Here is a 17,634-nt window from a genome sequence, read left to right as displayed (position 1 = left end):
TATATTTAAATTTCTTAAAAACAAAAGCTTCTTGTAGATTTTTAAACTTAGTTTAAATATTTAAAATGTATAATCCAATTTCTTTTATCAAGGTGGTTGGATAGCTCAGTCGGTAGAGCAGCAGACTGAAAATCTGCGTGTCGGCAGTTCGATTCTGCCTCTAACCACCATTTCTTTTTAATAAAATTTTTCATAAACATGGACAGATGGGTGAGCGGCTGAAACCACACCCCTGCTAAGGGTGCAGCTCTTAATCGGGGCTCGAGGGTTCAAATCCCTCTCTGTCCGCCACCACTTATAAACAATCACAAATTTTTATCAACTTTTGCAAACATTGAGCCACGGTTTTAACGTTATTTTAAAACTTTATTCAAAAAATTATAAACAATAGCAAACTATTATTATCATAACTTTTTAGCTGACTATTTGACTGACTAGCTCAAAAAGTAGCCAAAACATTTGCCTTAGTCAGCTAAAAGAAAAACAATACCTATACTCTCACGCCAATTAGTGATCACACAATTTAAAAGAGTTAAAGCCAACAAAGCTCTTAGCCGACGTATACAAGCTCTAAAAGTCTAAGAGCCTTGATAGATGTAAAAATAGAGATAGCACTTCATAGCAATTTTATAAAAATAGCCCTTTCTTACTATGAAATTTCATCTAGAAACAATAGAAAATTTTAGTTAATAAAAGTTGATTTGCTATGAAAATTTGAACTAAAAATTCAAGGGCATTGCGCCCTTGAAATTATGATCTAACAGGTGAAAGATAAGGTTTTTCAGAGTGCATAGACATCTCGTTTTGTTGTCTAAATGCTATATACTCCTCTTCGCTTAACCTTTTTATGTTAGCTATAGTGATCTTAAGAGGTGTGATACCTGAGAGTGGGTCGTGATCTTGTGCGTTTGCAAGCTCGTTACCGTCAGCCTCACTATAGTGGAAAGTCGTAAATATCGTGCTTTCTCTAAGGTCAGGATTTACGCGAAGTTTAGCTGCGATCCTACCACGTTTATTCTCTACCATTGCGTAGCAGCCATCTTCTAGTTCTCTTTCTCTTGCGATATCAGGGCTTACTTCGATTAGCGGACCTTCGATACCAGCGCCATACTCTAGTGGTGGGCACTCTCTTGTCATCGTACCTGTGTGGTAGTGATACACTTTTCTACCTGTTGTAAATAAGCAAGGATATACCTCATCTGGCACTTCGCTCATCGCCCCTGAACCTACTGGATAGCCATCAGGTATATGCATTTTGGCTTTAAATTCAGCCTCCATGCTCGCACGCTTATCTTTATCGTCAGCGTAAAGCACTGGAGCTAGGCGGAATTTACCATCAGGTAGCATTGATTTGTGATCAGTATAAAGATCAGGTGTGCCTGGGTGATCTTCATCAGGGCATGGCCAGCTGATGCCACCTAGTTTTTCAAGCCTATAGTAGCTGATACCACCAAAGAATTTAGGCATTAGTTTTCTAAGCTCGTCCCAAACCTCTTCTGCGCTTAAGAAGTCAAATCCCTCAAGTCCCATAGCTTTTGCGATGTTGCAAACTACTTTCCAGTCAGGCTCTACGCCACCTACTGGTTCGCTTGCTTTTCTAGTCCTTTGAACACGGCGAGATGTGTTGATAAATGTTCCATCTTTCTCTCCCCAACCAGCTGCAGGTAAGACAACGTCAGCCTTTTGAGCGCTCTCTGTAAAGAATAGATCTTGCACGATAAAGCAGTCTAGGTGGTGTGTAGCATGCACAAAGTGCTCTGTCCAAGGGTCACTCATAACAGGGTTTTCGCCATAAACGTAAAGCACTTTTAGCTCGCCGCTATCCATCTTATCAGGTGCGTATGTTAGTTTAAAGCCAGGCACTGGATTAAGCTCGAAGTGCCAAACTTTGCGAGCTTGCTCTTGTGCGTAAGCGCTATTTACTGCACCTGCTGGGATGACGTTAGGTAGCGCACCCATATCGCATGAGCCTTGAACGTTGTTTTGTCCACGAAGTGGATTTACTCCAGCGCCTTTTTTACCTAAATTTCCTGTTAGGATCGCTAAATTTGAAAGCGAGAATACATTTGATGTGCCGTCGCTAAACTGAGTGATACCCATAGTGTAGCAAATGGCAGCACTGCCAGCTTTTGCATACATCCTAGCAGCCTCAGTGATAAGCTCTTTTTTGACGCCAGTCTCACGCTCAAATCTCTCAGGAGTGAAGTCTTTTACGGCTTCTTTTAGATACTCAAAACCCTCTGCATATTTTTCGATAAATTCACTATCTTGTAAATTTTCAGAGATGATGACGTTCATCATTGTGTTTAGTGTTTTGATGTTTGAGCCAACTGGAATTTGCAAGAATATATCGGCTTTTTTAGCCATATCGGTGCGTTTTGGATCCACAACGATCATTTTTGCACCACGCTCTAAACCTCTTTGCATCTGCATAGCGATGATCGGATGGCATTCACTTGTGTTTGTGCCTATTAGTAAAAATACATCTGTATCAGTCGCAAATTCAACAAGATCATTTGTCATCGTTCCGTTTCCAAGGGTGCTGGCAAGACCTGCCACTGTTGGAGCGTGTCAAAGACGAGCGCAGTGATCTACGTTGTTACTTCCTAAAGCACGAAAGAATTTTTGAAATACATAGTTGTCTTCGTTGTTTGAACGAGCCGAACTAAAGCCCATGATAGAGCTTGGACCATATTTTTCTACGCTATTTTTAAAAGTCTTTCCTAAAAATTCATAAACCTCTTCAAAGCTAACCTCTTCAAGTTTGCCCTCTTTGTTAAACTCTCCGTTTAGTTTTCTCATCATTGGTTTAGTTAAACGTTTTGGAGAATTTACAAATTCCCAACCAAACATACCTTTTAAGCACAACTCGCCATCATTTACATGGTGGTTCTCAGTCGGCTTTGCATCGACTATCCTACCGTTTTCTACGATAAGGTCTATGCCGCAACCAGTTCCGCAATACGGACAGGTTGTTTGAACAATCTTTTGCATAGATTTCCTTTCAAGTAATATTTCTAATAACTCGGTTATTATATACCTTAGAATATAAAATTATTTTTAAAACTAATATTTTTTTTTAATTTTCTTTTAAGTAAATATGCAAAATTTGCATATTTCTTTGACGCTGAATTTACGGAGCTTTTTGCTGTTTTTGTCTTATTTTGAATTTGGTTTTTTTAGCTTAAGTGATTAAAAATAAATTTAAAAATATGAGAATTTATAAAAAGACGGGCGATTGCTCGCCCTTTGAATTAGTTTTTGCGTGTATTTGCGTCTGGGGTGAAAAGTGGCTTATCAAGAAGCTTGAAGTCGCCTATAAATTTCTGACCCTCTTCGCTTGTCGCCCATTTTATAAATTTCTCTGCATTTTCGATGTCAGTTTTAGGGCAGTGTTTTGGATTTACTGCGATTAGAGAGTAGAAGTTTTTAAGGTCGTTGTCGCCTTCGTTGATGATGACCATCTCAGGATGACCTTTTTGGTTTGCTTCATATTTAATGTAAGTACCGCGGTCAGTAAATGTAACACCTTTTTGCTCAGCAGCAGCATTTATCGTAGCTAGCATGCCTTGACCTGTTTGCATATACCAGCTATCTTTTTCAGGGACTTCGCCAGCGATCTTTTTCCAGATGCCTTTTTCTTTATTGTCTGTGCCTGATTTGTCGCCACGTGAGAAGAATTTGATACCATCTTTTTTGATGAGCTCAAAGCTTTGTTTTATATCTTTACCTTTAAATTTATCAGCGATTGATTTATCAGCGATAACGACGAAGTCATTGTACATTACGGCATTTCTTTTTAAACCAAAGCCTTTTTCTACAAATTCTTTCTCAACTTTTGGTGAGTGAACAAAAAGTATGTCAGCATTGCAGTCTTCGCCAAGCTTTAGAGCTGCGCCTGTGCCAACAGCTGTCCATTTTATATCAACACCTGTTTTTGCTTTATAAGCTGGGTAGATCGCATCAAGCAAGCCAGTGTTGTCTGTACTTGTTGTAGTCGCCATGATTAGTTCATTGTCAGCGCCAAACGCCAAAACTGCGGCTGCTAGTGAGCCTAAAATAATCTTTTTCATTTTTCTCCTTTAAAAAAAATTGTGATATTATAGCACATTTAAAATAATCTTAAGAAATATGCTAGGAAAGAATAATTGGATTTTTTACTTAATGGCTTTGCAGAAGCCTTTAATCTACTTTTAAACGGCAATCTTGAAACATATTCAGCCATCAAGGCTACTCTTTACACATCAAGCGTGTCGATACTTTTTGCTGTTCTTGTTGGCTTTCCGCTTGGTTTCATGCTTGGCTTTTATGACTTTAGGGGCCGAAAAATTTTACGCCTTTTAAGCGACACAGCTCTTGCTATGCCAACAGTTGCGATCGGTCTTATCTTATACGCATTTATCACTAGAAACGGCCCGCTTGGCAGCTTAAATTTACTCTTTACACTAAAAGCAGTCATGCTAGGTCAGTTTGTGCTCGCACTTCCTATCATCATCTCGCTTACCGCAAGCGTGGTTGAAAATATGGAGAAAAAGCACTATCTAACTATCCTAAATTTACGCCTTGCACCGGCAAAGCTAGTTTGCTGTGTGCTTTATGAGCTACGCTACGCCCTCATGGTCGTCATCGCCACCGCATACGGCAGGATCGTGGCTGAAGTGGGCGTTGCGATGATGATAGGTGGCAACATCAAGTACTTTACTAGAACGATCACCACAGCCGTTTCGCTTGAGACGAACAAGGGCGAATTTGCCATGGGTATAGCGCTTGCCATGGTTTTGATATTTATCGCATTTTTAGTAAATTTAGCGATCTTTGCGCTCAAAAAACTAGATAAATAGGAGCAAATTTTGATAAAGATAAGAAATTTACACCTAAGCTACGGCAAAAGCGAGATCCTAAATATCCCAAGCCTTGATATAAATACCAAAAAGATAACCGCTCTAATGGGCAGTAATGGCAGTGGCAAAAGCACGCTAATAAGAGTACTCTCGCGCCTGCAAAGCCCAGATAGCGGCGAAATTTCACTTTGGGGAGAAAATAGACCAAGCCTTGAAATGCTGCGTAAAATTTGCGTTTTGCTGCCTGAGCCTGCCCTTTTAAAAAGAAGCGTTAGAGAAAATTTCAAAGTCATCTTAAAAAGTAGAAATTTACTAAGCGAATTTGATGAGCGAACTAGCGAAGCACTCGCTCTTGTGGGACTTGATGAGAAATTTTTAGACAAGCGCCACTTTGAGCTAAGCTCTGGTCAGACGCAGCGCATCGCATTTGCACTTGCACTTTCTTTAAGGGTGCCATTTTATCTGCTTGATGAGCCGACAAACAGCGTTGATATCGCCACTTCAAAGCTCTTTAGCAAGGCTATAAATTTGATGCACGAGAGATATGGCTGCGGCTTTGTCATCGCAAGTCACGACGAGAAGTGGCTTAGCATGCTAGCAAACGAGTGCGTGTTTTTGCACAAAGGCAGGGTCTGCGAGTTTGAATACAAAAATATCTTTGAGATAGAGGGTGGCGTGCTAAGCTTTGGCGACGAAGCAAAGTTAAATTTGCCTTTAAATTTTAAAGGCAAAAGCAAGATCACGATCAACCCAAGCAAGATAAAAATTTCTAAAACAGGTGGTGAGGGTCAAATTTCAGGGGTTTTGCACTCAGCCTCGCTTTATATGGGCGATGAAAAGCTTTTGAAGGTCAAAGTTGGCGACTTTTTGATCAAAATTTTTAGCCATGATGATGAAATTTTAAAGATTGGCGAGAGAGTATTTTTAGAATTTGAAGATGGCTCGATGCTCGCTTTGGAGTAAAATTTACTCCCACTCTTTAAATTTAGCCAAAAAATAAAAATGGATATCAAAAAAGAGCTAAATTTTAATAATCCTGCTAAAAAATCATATCTTATATAACTCCCTAAAAATGGCGTTTTTAAATATGCAATTAAGGCATATTTAAGCTTTTTTTAACTTTTCTAATTTATTTTATTTTAAGCCACATTAATAAGGCAATTAATTGTATAGTTTCAGTGTCGTTAAAAAACTATTTAAGGAAAAAGGTGAGCACAAAAGAGGAATTTGCAGCTGGCAGAAAACTTTACTACGCTACTTTCTCTAAATTCTTCGTATTTAGTGAAGATGAAAAGAGATTTGATGGTCTTAGTAAAATGCTTGATCTCATAGAAGAATATAGCTTAAACGATGAAGTATCGCAAGCTGTTGCAAAGATAAAAAGTAAATTTAATGAAAAAAGTCCAGAGAATTTGATCACCGAATTTGATGACATTTTTCACACTCCGCCAAGTCCGCTTCGAAACTCACTCTCTTTTTACGATGAGGGATATGAGGTGGGTCATGCTTGTGCTGATGTGCGTAAAATTTTGGCTAAGACAAACATCAGAAGAGATGAGAGTAAATTTAAAGAGAATGAAGATAACGTGGGCTTTGTCTTTACACTTATGAACGAGTTTATCGGTAAATTTGACGAGTGTGAAGAGGAGCTTTTTAAAAATATTATAAATCCAAACATTGATGAGTTTATAGAGAATTTATATGAGCATAAAAATAGTGAAATTTACAAGGATGTGGCCGTTTTGCTAAATGAATTTATAGCGTTTGAACGCGTGGCACTAAACTCACCAAAACCAGTCAAGATAGACCACAAAAAGAGCGATGGTCTTTCAAGATCTGAAAGCATAAGAAGAGAAAAAAATAGGATAAGAAAACTAAGAACGGAGGGTACATATGCAAAATAGACGCGAATTTCTAAAAAAAGTCGGTCTAGTTGGCGCTGTGGCAGCAAGTGGTGCGGTAGCAGCAAATGCTAATGAAAATTTAAAATCAGGAAAGAGTAAAAAGACCGAAGTGCTTTATAAAAGAAGCAAAAACTGGGAACTTTACTACAAACAAGCAAAATAAAATTTGATAGAAATTTAAGAAAGGATGAAAATGTCTGAAGCTAGATTAAACACTACGCCAAACAACATCGGTCGTAGATCGTTTTTAAAAATGGCTGCATTAGCAGGTGCTAGTGGAGCGGCCGGCTTTGCAGCAAGCAATGTCACAAGAGAAGCAACAGCTCAAGAGATGGCAAACCCATTTCCAGACTCAAAAATAGTAAAAACTGTCTGCACAGTTTGCTCTGTAGGATGCGGAGTGCTAGCAGAGGTAGAAAACGGTGTTTGGGTGCGTCAAGAAGTAGCACAAGATCACCCAGTAAGTGCTGGTGGTCACTGCTGTAAAGGTGCAGACGTTATCGATATGGTGCGCTCACACTGCCGTGTAAAATATCCGATGAAAAAAGTTGACGGCAAGTGGCAACGCATCTCTATGACGCAAGCACTTGACGAGATCGGTGCAAAGCTAAAAGCTTACCGCGAGAAAAATCCAGAGCAAGTAATGTTTTTAGGATCAGCAAAAGACTGCAACGAGCAAAGCTACTATATAAGCAAATTCGTTGCGATGTTTGGAACAAACAACCTAGATCACCAAGCACGTCTTTGACACAGCTCTACAGTCGCCGGTGTGGCGAATACTTGGGGTTATGGAGCTATGACAAATCACCTTGGAGATATCCAAAACGCGAAGTCTATTTTTATAATCGGATCAAACCCAGCGGTAAATCACCCAGTTGGCTTTAGACACTTTTTAAAAGCAAAAGAAAAGGGCGCTAAGCTAATAGTAATCGATCCAAGATATACAAGAACAGCTGCAAAGGCTGATTATTTCGCACAAATTCGCCCAGGAACGGATATACCTTTTGTATATGGCATGATGAATCTCATCTTTGAAAATGGCTGGGAGGATAAGAAATTTATTGATGACCGTGTTTATGGCATGGATCTGATTCGTGAAGAGGCTGCAAAATGGACACCAGAAGTCGTTGAAGACGTGACTGGAGTGCCAGCTGCAACTCTTAAGGAGATCACAGAAGTCTATGCTAAAAACCGCCCTGGCTCGGTCGTTTGGGCGATGGGTCTAACTCAGCACACAATAGGCAGCTCAAATACTCGTATAGCTCCGATCTTGCAACTAGTGCTTGGCAACATGGGCGTAAGTGGTGGCGGATGTAATATTCTAAGAGGCCACGATAACGTTCAAGGTGCAACTGATATGGCAAATTTACCAGATAACCTACCTGGTTATTACCCTAAAAATGAAGGAAGCTGGAAATATTTTGCAAAAATGTGGAAGGTTGATTTCGAGTGGCTGCAAAAGAATTTTATTAAGCCTGAGTGGATGTTTAAGCCAGGATTTTCACTTGCACGCTGGTGGGCTGGTACGCTAAATGGTAAAGATGGCAATGATGCGATCGATAATGCAGGAGATAGCCTAAAAGCTCTTGTAGTTATAGGTAACGGCATAACATCTACTGCACAGCAAGCAAAGGTTCAAGAGGGTCTTGATGCGCTTGAGCTACTTGTTTGTGTAGATCCGTTTGTAAATGACGCTGCCGTTATAACAAATAAAAAAGATAATGTATATATCATACCTGCTTCAACTCAGTATGAAACTAGCGGCACAGTCGTAGCTACAAACAGAAGTGGCCAATGGAGAAGTCAAGTATGTAAGCCACTTTATGAGAGCATACCTGATCATGAATTGTTATTTGAACTAGCTAAACGCATAGGCTTTTATGACGAGCTAACTCGCACTATAAGGGATGCTGATGGCAAGATAGAGTGGCCAGAAGCTGCTACTCACGAGATAGCAAATATTATAAAAACTATAGGTATGACTGGCTGGACACCTGAGCGCTTAAAACGCCACCAAGAGAACTGGGATAAATTTGATGAAGTAACATCTCTTGGCAAGCCTGGCACTCCTGTTGAGGGCGAATACTACGGACTCCCATGGCCATGCTGGACAGAAAATCACCCAGGTAGCCCAATACTTTATGATACACATAAATCGGTTCGCGAAGGCGGAATGGGCTTTAGAAACCGCTTTGGTTTAGAGCACAACGGTGTTAGTCAGCTAGCAGCTGAGGGCTCAGCGCCAGTTGGTTCATCTATAAATGGCGGATATCCTGAGATCAAAAAAGACAATATCGAGAAAATTTTAGGCATCACACTAACTGATGATGAAAAAGCAAGGATCGGAGCCAGCTGGTCAACTGATGATAGTAATATCATAGCAACAAAATGCTTGGAGAAAAACATCGCTCCGTATGGCAATGCACGTGCTAGAACTATCGTTTGGACATTTGCTGATCAGATCCCTAAGCATAGAGAGCCGATCCACTCACCAAGACCAGATCTAGCCAAGAAGTATCCAAGCTTTAAAGATAAAGCAAAACAATACCGCGTTGATACTAAATTTGAAAGCTTGCAACAAAGTAAGGACTTCTCAAAAGAATTCCCTATCAACCTTATTACAGCTCGTCTTGTAAATTTCAGTGGTGCTGGTATGGAGACGCGTGCTAGTAAGTATCTATCACGCATTACGCCTGAGATGTTTGCCGACATCCACCCAGAGCTAGCAGCTAAACATGGCATTAAAAATTGGGATTTTGTTTGGGTTCATTCACCTGAGGGCACTAAGATCAAGGTTCGTGCAAGGATCGTGCCATCAGTCAAGCCTGATATGATCTTCTTGCCATTCCACTGGGCTGGATATATGCAAGGTGTTGATATGACTGGAAATTTCCCAGAAGGAACTTTGCCATTTGCGGTTGGCGAGAGTGCAAATACCGTAACAAACTATGGATATGACATAGTCACTCAAATTCCAGAAACAAAAGGCGGTCTTTGCCGCATAGAAAGGGCATAATATGAGCGCATTTAACGATAACAATAGACTTAAATTTTACTGCGACACAGATAGATGCATTGATTGCAACGGTTGCGCGGTAGCGTGTGATGAAGCTCATGAGTTGCCTATCGGCGTTAGAAGACGCCGCGTCGTCACACTAAATGAAGGTATGCCTGGTAAAGAAATTTCAACATCAATCGCATGTATGCACTGCGAAGATGCGCCTTGTTCGCTTGTTTGTCCGGTTGATTGTTTCTACATCAGAGCTGATGGCATCGTACTTCACGATAAAGATATCTGCATAGGCTGTGGATACTGCTTATATGCTTGCCCATTTGGTGCGCCACAATTCCCTAAAGATGGTGCCTTTGGTGCAAGAGGCGTAATGGATAAATGCACCATGTGTGCAGGCGGTCCGCTACCAACTAATAGTGAAGAAGAGCGCGAAGTATATGGACAAGATAGAATTTCTGAGGGCAAGGTACCAGTTTGTGCTGCGATGTGCTCTACAAAGGCTTTGTTAGTTGGCGAGTCAGATGTGATCGAAAAAATCTACAATGACAGAGTTGCTGCAAGAGGTTATGGCGAAAAGAACCTAAAACAAACTACTGTTTGGAAGATCGCTTACTACGCTGGCGACAGACTAAAACTAAAAGCGTAAATTTATAGGTGCTTTTTGCACCTATAAAATTTGTTATTTTCTCTAATTTTACACTTTAAGAAATATGCCTATTTTGCATATCAAATTTTAAGTATAATAACGTTTATTTCGTATCAAAATGTGTTTAAGCTTTTTGCTTTGTTTAAGCAAGTTTTTACTACAATCCAAAATTAAATTTAGCTTTTTGGGCTATCATTTGTGAAAACTTCAAGGAGCAAGATGGAACCGATTTATAAAACGCAGATCATCAAATATAAAGGCGAGCAAAAAGCGCAGGTTGATGATATCTTGGTGCGTGAGATCAAGCTTGAAATTTACATAAATGACAAAAAATTTGGTGCCGTTATGGCAACGCCAACGGATCAAAAGGCGCTTGCTGTGGGCTATTTGATCAGCGAAAACGTCATCACAAAGCCAGAAGACATAACAGAAGTTAGGCTCTCAAGCGACGAGCTAAGCGTCTATGTAAGCGCCAAAGTGAACGAAAAACGGCTAGAGCAGTTTGACGAAGAAAAGGTCATAATAAGTGGCTGTGGCAGAAGCTCAACGGCAAATATCGACCCGCAGGCGATGGCAGCAAGAGCCGTAAAAAGCGGGGCTAAATTTAACAAAGATATGATCCTTGCCCAAATGAAGGAGTTCTACACGCAGTGCGAGCTTTATGAGATGACTGGCTGCGTGCATACGGCAAAGCTTTTTGTGAGCGAAGATAAATTTTACATAGGCGAGGATATCGCTCAGCATAACACGATCGATAAGGCCGTTGGCAAGGCTGTTTTAGACGGAGCTAACTTAGCAAATTCATTTTTGATGGTGAGTGGCAGACTTAGCTCAGAGATGGTCGCAAAGGCTGTTATGCACGGGGTGCCAGCGCTTATCTCAAGGACAGCGCCAACTAGCCTTGGCGTAGTGATCGCTCGTAAATTTGAGCTTACACTTTGTGGTTTCGCAAGGGGCGAAAATATCAACGTTTATAGTGGCGAAGAGAGAATTTATGAGTAAAAATTTAGAAGAGCTAATAAAACAAACGCTAAATAAAAGCGGCAAACTTGACTGCGGAACGGCTTTTAAGATCGCAAATAAGCTTGGCATAGAAGTCGGCGAAGTAAGCGACGAGGCAACCAGACTTGGCATCAAGATAGACAACTGCGAGCTTGGACAGTTTGGTGGTTTGGATAAAGACCGCGGTAAATTTACATTGTCACTAAAACTAAAAGAAGTGAGCGACGAAAAGGGCAGAGTTTTTTGCAAAGATGCAAGAGAGATGGCGGCGGCTAACGGCGGGCTAAAGACCATGCGCTCGACGCTTAGAGACTACGGCTTTGACGTGAAGTACTGTCAGCTAGGCTGTTTTAAGGAAAAGAAAGGCAAAAAGATGAGAGTAAAGACAAAGACTTGGATAGAAAACGACGAGGGCGAGCTTATATTTGGCAAGGGCAAAACCGAGGTTTTAGACGTTATAGCCGAGGTTGGCTCGATATCAAAGGCAGCTGAAATTTTAGGCATGAACTATAAAAAATGCTGGTCGCATCTACAAATTTTGCAAAAAAATTTAAAAGAAGATCTCTTTACAACCAAGCAAGGTGGCGGAGATAATGCTGGCACCACGCTAAATGATAGGGCTCATGAGCTCATAAACGCCTATAAACAGCTTCAAAACGACATCGAAGACTATGCAAATAAGCGCTTTAAAGAGCTATTTTTAAAACAAGACGAGAAGAAAAACGATAAAAAATAAACCAAATTTTTAAAAGGAGAAAAACATGTATGTAAAACTAAACGACAGGACTTATCTAAACAAAGATAAGATCACGAGAATCAAGATCGATAGCGTTCAAGACGGCATTCGCATCCGTTTCTACGAGGGTGCAAACCAAGTTGCTAAGAGCCAAAGATTTGAGAGTGAAGCAAAAGCTAACGAGTGGTTAGAGAAAAACTTCTTAAACAAATAAACAGACGCGAGTGGGCGCCCTGCCCGCTTGTAACCTCACTTTATACAAAATTTCATTATAATCGCGCTTTTAACCAAAGGGAAAATCGTGCCAACTATAGATGAAGTAAGAAAAAATATCATTTTAAAAGATGGAATTTACTATTTTGACTACACGGCCTCAGGCCTTGCCTATGCGCCTATCGAAGATGAAATTTCAAAATTTCTAAAAACCTACGCAAACACCCACTCAGACAGCAGTTCAAGCGCCGTGCTAACGCAAAAACGCTATGAAAACGCAAGAGCCGAGCTAAAAGAGCTTTTGGGACTTGATGATAGCTTTTATCTAATAGCAACAGGCCAAGGCGCAACGGCTGCGATAAAGAAATTTCAAGAGATAATGGGAATTTATCTGCCGCCAACGACAAGAGCCTTGATCGGCGAAGCAAATTTAAGAAGCGTAAATTTGCCACTCGTGCTTGTTGGGCCCTATGAACACCACTCAAATGAGATTAGCTTTCGTGAGGGACTTTGCGACTGCGAGCGCACCTTGCTTGATGAAAATGGCGAGATAGACTACGTGATGCTTGAGAGGACGCTAAAACTAAACGCAAAAAGAAAGATCATCGCCTGCTTTAGCGCCGCCTCAAACGTCACAGGCGTAAAAACCGACTACAAGAGAATTTACTCACTCGTTAAGAAATTTGGCGGAGTGGTGGCATTTGACTGCGCGGCGACCAGCTCGCATGAAATTTTAAACGCCGCGTACTTTGATGCAGCCTTTTTCTCGCCTCACAAGCTACTTGGCGGAGTTGGAAGTTGTGGGCTTTTAGCGATCAAAAAAGAGCTTTATACAAGCGATATACCAAGCTTTGCAGGTGGCGGCACCATAGCGCTTGCGACGCCATCAAAGCACCTTTTTATAAAAAATGTCGAGCAGCTTGAAGAGGCTGGCACGCCATCTATCTTGGGGCTGGTGCGAGCAAGTCTAGCCTACAACTTGCAAGCAAGTGTCGGAGTAGAAAATATCAAAGCACGCGAAGAGGAGCTGGCAAATTTCTTTGAAAAAGAGCTTAGCAGCATCGAAGATATCACCATTTATGGCCCTAAAAATGCAGAAAAACTGCCTATTTTTTCATTTAATGTGCAAGACATTTCGCCTTATGACTTTGCCGCAACACTTAGCAACAACTACGGCATACAAAGCCGCGCTGGCGTGATGTGTGCTGGGCCTTATGCTTTTGACCTGCTGGGACTTAAAGAGAATAAGATCTTAGAGAAAAAGCCAGGTTTTGTAAGGGTGAGCATGCACTACACGCACACAAAAGAGGACGTGCTCTATCTCATAAACGCTATCAAATCATCGATCAAAAAGCACCGAGAGCTTTGGGGCGAAGAAAAAGCGATGTATGAAATGTTTGGCGGTAAAATTTAGGCTAAATTTTTGTTTTGAGCTAAATTCGTTGGATCTTGTTTAAATGCTTTGCTTTTAAACAGCTTCTGCAAAATTAGTTTTTCTAAATTTAAGCTGGCTTTATCTATATTAAATTTCGTCGTTCTGAAATAAAATTTAAAATTTATCATGGTAGCGCATAAGCTCAACAACAAAGCTTGCCTGCCCACTCAATAAAAATACTCAAATTTAACTTGTAACTTTAGTGGCGGTTACAACTCTTGATTTGCCCAAAATTTAATAGCAAGTTTTTTTAAAATAGGTTTTGAAATTTAAGCATTTTTTTAAACAGCCTCTGTAAAACTAGCTCTGTTTTTCAAATTTAAACCTGCCTCATCTACATCAAATTTCATCACTCCAAAATAAAAATTTAACTATAAAACTAAAACCTATCATAGCGATACACAAGCCCAACCAAAAACGCGCATCTGCTACACCCAAACAAATAACTTCAAATTTAACTTGTAAATTTAGTAGCGGCTGCGACTTTTTCTATCTTACTTAGCTCAAATTTTAATAGCAATCTTTTGCGATAGCCTAGAAAAAACGAAACGTTTTTTACAATTCAAATAAAGCAAGCCGTGTAAATTTAATATCCTATGCACTTAAACTTACTAACTTCAGAGTGGATAAATTTAGGTGTTTTTTAAATTTAGAAGCCAAAATTTCAAATTTTACTTTGAAATTTCATCTTTTATCTTTTGATAAAGCTCCAAAATTTCATCTTTTTTGATGATAAAACTATTTTTATTTGCGATTAGATAGGCTGAGCTTTGCATGATGTCGCCAGCTACTTTTAGCCCATTTTGCTTCATGGTTGAGCCAGTTTCGACCACATCGACGATCGCGTCGCTTAGCCCAACAAGTGGTGCTAGCTCGATCGAGCCATAAAGCTTTATGATCTTCACGCCAACAGCAAGCTTGGCAAAGTAGTTTCTCGTGATATTTGGCATTTTTGTAGCGATCTTTAGCTCAGACCTTGAAAAATCAAGCTCATCTTCGTTTTTTATGCCGATGCAGACCTTACACTTGCCTATTTGTAGATCAAGCAGCCTCACTACATTTGGCTTATGCTCTTCAAGCACGTCAAGACCGACCACACCGATATCCGCCGCGCCTTCGGTGACGTATGTTGGTATATCTTGGTTGCGAACCATTAAAAATCTAAAATTTCCCTCTTCAAGGATGAGTTTTCTATCCTCAAACATAAAGCTCGAACCAAAAATTTTTCTAAAAATTTCAAGTGTATCTTCTGCGATCCTGCCCTTTGGCAAGGCTACTGTTATCATTTTAAAATTTCCTTTTTCTCATCGATTATTTTTTGCATGGCACGAAAGATCAGCATCTTGTCGCAAATGGCATTTTTAAAAAATTTAGATAAAAAGTCACCATCTCCGCCAGTAAAATAGACTTTTTTGCTGCCTGCTAACTTCGAAATAAGCGTTATAATGGGTTTTATGATGCCATAACTCACAGCGTCGCTCGTCTTTTGAGGCAACGCATCGATGTCTATTTGTGAATTTAGCGTCACATCAAGGCGTGGCGAGATGCTTTTATAGGCATTTAACATAGTTGCGATGCCTGGCAAGATGTAGCCGCCAAGATGAAGTGAGTTTGCCATTATATCAACGGTTATAGCACTTCCAGCATCTACTATAACGCCATCATTTATCATATAGCAACCTGCTTTTCTATCTACTCCAAGACCTTGATAGATCGTGTCTATCTCAAAGTAAGGCTCTAAATTTACAAACATTTCGTCCTTATCTATCATGCGCAAAATTTCTTCATTTACGCAGATAAAATAGACCTTTTCGTCTGGCTTGTAGTTTTTAAATTCGCTAACTTTTATGTGTGTGATCTTGCCATTTTGCAAAAAAGAGGCGTTGGTGTTGCCGATATCACACAAAATCATAACAGCTCCAGCCTTCTTCTTTGAAGTAGTTTAGGGATTTTGAGCAAATTTGAGAGTTGTAAAAGATCACACGCTTTTTGATCTTGGTTTGAAATTTCTCTTCAAATTTAGTGCAAATTTCATTTATCTCGCTGGCTTCTTTGAGCAAAAGCCTGCTCTTTGCACTTCTTAAAAAAACGATCTCGTAGAAATTTTTTGTATCGACACCAAAAAGCGCCTCAAGCGAGCGTTTCTTGGTAAATTCGCTAAGGTCAAGCCTTTTTAGATCCCTTAGCAAGATCTTTTTAGCTTCAAAAAGCTCCCAAATTTTCTGGTTCATTGCCCTAGATTAACATACTCGTTATCGTAGTAAAATGCGCCATTTCCCATAAAACTTTTATCTTTTATCTCATCGCTAAACTCATAAATTTCAGCTCCGCTAAGATCTAAATTTGTCTTTATAACATAGCCTGTTTTTTCGATGACATAGAGCTTATTATTGATGATAGTAGCCGCTGAAAAGATAGCAAATTTGAAATTTACCTTATTTTGCTCTTTTAGCATGAGGTCTGTTCTTACTATCGTGCCATCTTTTTTAAAGATGTAAATTTCATCGTTATGAACTAGCACGTCTTTGATCTCACCGTCATAATAAACTGTCTGGCTTGGGTTGATGACGATTAGTTTTTTAGCTGTTGCTGCGATTAGGTTATCGCCTTCAACGCCTAAGAATATGATGTTATTAAAGAAATTTTCAGAGCTTACGACAACGTCGCGTAAAATTCTACCAGTATCTTTTTGCACGATGTAAATTTTACCATCAAGTGCTGGATAGACGATGAGCGAGCTCATGAAGTAAGGCGCCACAACTCTTGAATCAACCGCAGCGATGTCAGATGAGCTATACTCCATTAGTGTCGTAGCTGTGTTGATGTCGATTAGATAGATGTGGTTTGATGCGCTGATGGCTGCAAGTTGGTTTTGATCAAGCGAGGCTGCTACGATCGCAGTTGGAAATTTACCACTATAAACGCTGTGACCGCTAGGATCAGTCACGTTTAGATCGCCATTTATGCTAGCTGAGATGACAAAGCCGTTGTTTTCATTTAAGAAGTTGAAATTTTCAGGCAAGGTAACGCTTTTATTTAGCCCATTTTTAGTGATGATGTTGCCATTATCAAGCGTTGCGCCATTTGCATTTGCTGATTTGATGTAAGAAGGAAGATCTTTTGACAAAGATATCTCACCAGAAGTTTGCGCAGGCTCAAAATATTGTCTTTTTGTGCCGCATCCGCTTAGAACTAAAGCCAAGGCAAAGGCCAAGAATAGTGTAAGTTTTTTCATTATTTTATTCCCTGATAGTGTTTTAGATTTTTAACTAAAGTTTGTAGTTGTGAGTCAAGTGCGATCTTGTCAAATTCCACATTTGCCTCTTTGATTTTATTTTGTTTTAAAAGCTCAAAACCTTTTAAAAGTGCGTTGTATTCGCTTAAAATTTGAGTATTTGCATCGCCAGTTTGTGAAAGAATGATATCTTTTACGATCGGATTTACTTTTAAATTTACAAGCTCGCTAATGCCCTTTGTATCGTTTTTATCAAGCATTTGTCCAAGTGAGAAAAGCGCATACATGCTTGGCTCTTTCTCCTTTAAAACATTTAAAGCGTTTGCGTCATTTGGATTTAAGATAAGCTTTGAATAGGCTAAATTTGCCTCCTCAACCCTGTTGTCGTTTAAAACCTTACTAGCGTAAAATCCGATTAGTGCGACGATAGCTGCCACGCATAGCACGATCAGCAAAGTTTTGTATTTCCTAAAAAAACGCTCTCCCTTGATCATACTCTCAAGAAACTGCTCTTGGGCGTCGATCTCTTTTTTTATCTCGGTTAAGTCTTCTTTTATAGCCAACGTTTTTCCTTGCTTTTGAAAAATTTTAATTCGCAGATTTTAGCAT

At 39.9% G+C, this 17,634-nt stretch carries 17 protein-coding genes and 2 tRNA genes; 12 read left to right on the top strand and 7 right to left on the bottom strand.

Annotation, left to right across the window (positions count from 1 at the left end; genetic code table 11):
- Positions 1–94: 94 nt before the first annotated feature.
- Both CYO89_RS09255 and CYO89_RS09250 read left to right on the top strand, forming a co-directional pair.
- A tRNA-Phe gene (locus tag CYO89_RS09255) sits at positions 95–170 on the top strand.
- Positions 171–200: 30 nt separating this feature from the next.
- A tRNA-Ser gene (locus CYO89_RS09250) sits at positions 201–291 on the top strand.
- 459 nt (positions 292–750) lie between these two features.
- Here CYO89_RS09250 and CYO89_RS10665 read toward each other — a convergent pair.
- Together CYO89_RS10665 and tupA are read right to left on the bottom strand one after the other, a co-directional pair.
- A complete protein-coding gene (locus tag CYO89_RS10665) occupies positions 751–2,994 on the bottom strand; it encodes a molybdopterin oxidoreductase family protein (protein WP_234402906.1) in 2,244 nt (747 codons plus the stop codon).
- A gap of 260 nt (positions 2,995–3,254) precedes the next feature.
- Positions 3,255–4,073, bottom strand: coding sequence for a tungstate ABC transporter substrate-binding protein TupA (tupA, locus tag CYO89_RS09235; RefSeq protein WP_002941321.1), 819 nt, complete (start codon positions 4,071–4,073; stop codon positions 3,255–3,257).
- Between the two features lie 75 nt (positions 4,074–4,148).
- Between tupA and tupB the strand changes: the two genes are divergently transcribed.
- From tupB to CYO89_RS09185, 10 genes are all read left to right on the top strand, one after another.
- Positions 4,149–4,841, top strand: coding sequence for a tungstate ABC transporter permease TupB (gene tupB / locus CYO89_RS09230; protein WP_103598047.1), 693 nt, complete (start codon positions 4,149–4,151; stop codon positions 4,839–4,841).
- Between the two features lie 9 nt (positions 4,842–4,850).
- The gene (gene tupC, locus CYO89_RS09225; RefSeq protein ID WP_103598046.1) at positions 4,851–5,804 is read left to right on the top strand and encodes a tungstate ABC transporter ATP-binding protein TupC; all 954 of its coding nucleotides are present in this window, start codon (positions 4,851–4,853) and stop codon (positions 5,802–5,804) included.
- A gap of 245 nt (positions 5,805–6,049) precedes the next feature.
- On the top strand, positions 6,050–6,745 hold the full coding sequence (locus CYO89_RS09220; RefSeq protein WP_103598045.1) for a TorD/DmsD family molecular chaperone: 696 nt from the start codon (positions 6,050–6,052) through the stop codon (positions 6,743–6,745).
- The gene (locus CYO89_RS09215) at positions 6,735–6,908 is read left to right on the top strand and encodes a twin-arginine translocation signal domain-containing protein (RefSeq protein ID WP_002941238.1); all 174 of its coding nucleotides are present in this window, start codon (positions 6,735–6,737) and stop codon (positions 6,906–6,908) included. Before CYO89_RS09220 ends, CYO89_RS09215 begins: the two co-directional genes overlap by 11 nt.
- Positions 6,909–6,938: 30 nt before the next feature.
- A complete protein-coding gene (locus CYO89_RS09210; RefSeq protein ID WP_103598044.1) occupies positions 6,939–9,761 on the top strand; it encodes a formate dehydrogenase subunit alpha in 2,823 nt (940 codons plus the stop codon).
- Position 9,762: 1 nt separating this feature from the next.
- The gene (gene fdh3B, locus CYO89_RS09205; RefSeq protein ID WP_103598043.1) at positions 9,763–10,404 is read left to right on the top strand and encodes a formate dehydrogenase FDH3 subunit beta; all 642 of its coding nucleotides are present in this window, start codon (positions 9,763–9,765) and stop codon (positions 10,402–10,404) included.
- A gap of 219 nt (positions 10,405–10,623) precedes the next feature.
- Positions 10,624–11,406: a formate dehydrogenase accessory sulfurtransferase FdhD gene (gene fdhD / locus CYO89_RS09200; protein ID WP_103598042.1), complete on the top strand. Its 783-nt coding sequence runs from the start codon at positions 10,624–10,626 to the stop codon at positions 11,404–11,406.
- Positions 11,399–12,142 (top strand): winged helix-turn-helix domain-containing protein, encoded by a 744-nt coding sequence (locus CYO89_RS09195; protein WP_103570686.1) that lies wholly within the window; start codon positions 11,399–11,401, stop codon positions 12,140–12,142. Before fdhD ends, CYO89_RS09195 begins: the two co-directional genes overlap by 8 nt.
- A 25-nt stretch (positions 12,143–12,167) precedes the next feature.
- The gene (locus tag CYO89_RS09190; protein ID WP_002941192.1) at positions 12,168–12,356 is read left to right on the top strand and encodes a hypothetical protein; all 189 of its coding nucleotides are present in this window, start codon (positions 12,168–12,170) and stop codon (positions 12,354–12,356) included.
- 87 nt (positions 12,357–12,443) lie between these two features.
- A complete protein-coding gene (locus CYO89_RS09185; RefSeq protein ID WP_103598041.1) occupies positions 12,444–13,769 on the top strand; it encodes an aminotransferase class V-fold PLP-dependent enzyme in 1,326 nt (441 codons plus the stop codon).
- 692 nt (positions 13,770–14,461) lie between these two features.
- Here the strand turns inward: CYO89_RS09185 and hisG are convergent.
- The 5 genes from hisG to CYO89_RS09160 are packed head-to-tail and all read right to left on the bottom strand — an operon-like array spanning position 14,462 to position 17,588.
- Entirely contained in the window at positions 14,462–15,076 is a 615-nt protein-coding gene (gene hisG / locus CYO89_RS09180) for an ATP phosphoribosyltransferase (protein ID WP_002941288.1), read from the bottom strand.
- Positions 15,073–15,702 (bottom strand): type III pantothenate kinase, encoded by a 630-nt coding sequence (locus CYO89_RS09175; RefSeq protein ID WP_021087426.1) that lies wholly within the window; start codon positions 15,700–15,702, stop codon positions 15,073–15,075. The genes hisG and CYO89_RS09175 overlap by 4 nt, the downstream gene beginning before the upstream one ends.
- Positions 15,689–16,021, bottom strand: a complete 333-nt coding sequence (locus tag CYO89_RS09170; RefSeq protein WP_103598040.1) for a hypothetical protein — start codon at positions 16,019–16,021, stop codon at positions 15,689–15,691. Before CYO89_RS09170 ends, CYO89_RS09175 begins: the two co-directional genes overlap by 14 nt.
- Entirely contained in the window at positions 16,018–17,025 is a 1,008-nt protein-coding gene (locus CYO89_RS09165) for an L-seryl-tRNA selenium transferase (protein ID WP_103589950.1), read from the bottom strand. The genes CYO89_RS09170 and CYO89_RS09165 overlap by 4 nt, the downstream gene beginning before the upstream one ends.
- The gene (locus CYO89_RS09160; RefSeq protein ID WP_103558699.1) at positions 17,025–17,588 is read right to left on the bottom strand and encodes a hypothetical protein; all 564 of its coding nucleotides are present in this window, start codon (positions 17,586–17,588) and stop codon (positions 17,025–17,027) included. The genes CYO89_RS09165 and CYO89_RS09160 overlap by 1 nt, the downstream gene beginning before the upstream one ends.
- Between the last annotated feature and the right edge of the window lie 46 nt (positions 17,589–17,634).

The sequence above is a fragment of the Campylobacter concisus genome, assembly GCF_002913765.1.
GTDB lineage: Bacteria > Campylobacterota > Campylobacteria > Campylobacterales > Campylobacteraceae > Campylobacter_A > Campylobacter_A concisus_BB.
This window is presented reverse-complemented; position numbering and strand designations above follow the sequence as displayed.

What these genes read in the sequence shown, in the direction of transcription:
- fdh3B (WP_103598043.1), top strand. Translation starts at nt 9,763, where the DNA reads ATGAGCGCATTTAACGATAACAATAGACTTAAATTTTACTGCGACACA.
- CYO89_RS09170 (WP_103598040.1), bottom strand. Translation starts at nt 16,021, where the DNA reads ATGAACCAGAAAATTTGGGAGCTTTTTGAAGCTAAAAAGATCTTGCTA.
- fdhD (WP_103598042.1), top strand. Translation starts at nt 10,624, where the DNA reads ATGGAACCGATTTATAAAACGCAGATCATCAAATATAAAGGCGAGCAA.
- tupA (WP_002941321.1), bottom strand. Translation starts at nt 4,073, where the DNA reads ATGAAAAAGATTATTTTAGGCTCACTAGCAGCCGCAGTTTTGGCGTTT.
- CYO89_RS09165 (WP_103589950.1), bottom strand. Translation starts at nt 17,025, where the DNA reads ATGAAAAAACTTACACTATTCTTGGCCTTTGCCTTGGCTTTAGTTCTA.
- CYO89_RS09190 (WP_002941192.1), top strand. Translation starts at nt 12,168, where the DNA reads ATGTATGTAAAACTAAACGACAGGACTTATCTAAACAAAGATAAGATC.
- CYO89_RS09215 (WP_002941238.1), top strand. Translation starts at nt 6,735, where the DNA reads ATGCAAAATAGACGCGAATTTCTAAAAAAAGTCGGTCTAGTTGGCGCT.
- CYO89_RS09195 (WP_103570686.1), top strand. Translation starts at nt 11,399, where the DNA reads ATGAGTAAAAATTTAGAAGAGCTAATAAAACAAACGCTAAATAAAAGC.
- CYO89_RS09175 (WP_021087426.1), bottom strand. Translation starts at nt 15,702, where the DNA reads ATGATTTTGTGTGATATCGGCAACACCAACGCCTCTTTTTTGCAAAAT.
- hisG (WP_002941288.1), bottom strand. Translation starts at nt 15,076, where the DNA reads ATGATAACAGTAGCCTTGCCAAAGGGCAGGATCGCAGAAGATACACTT.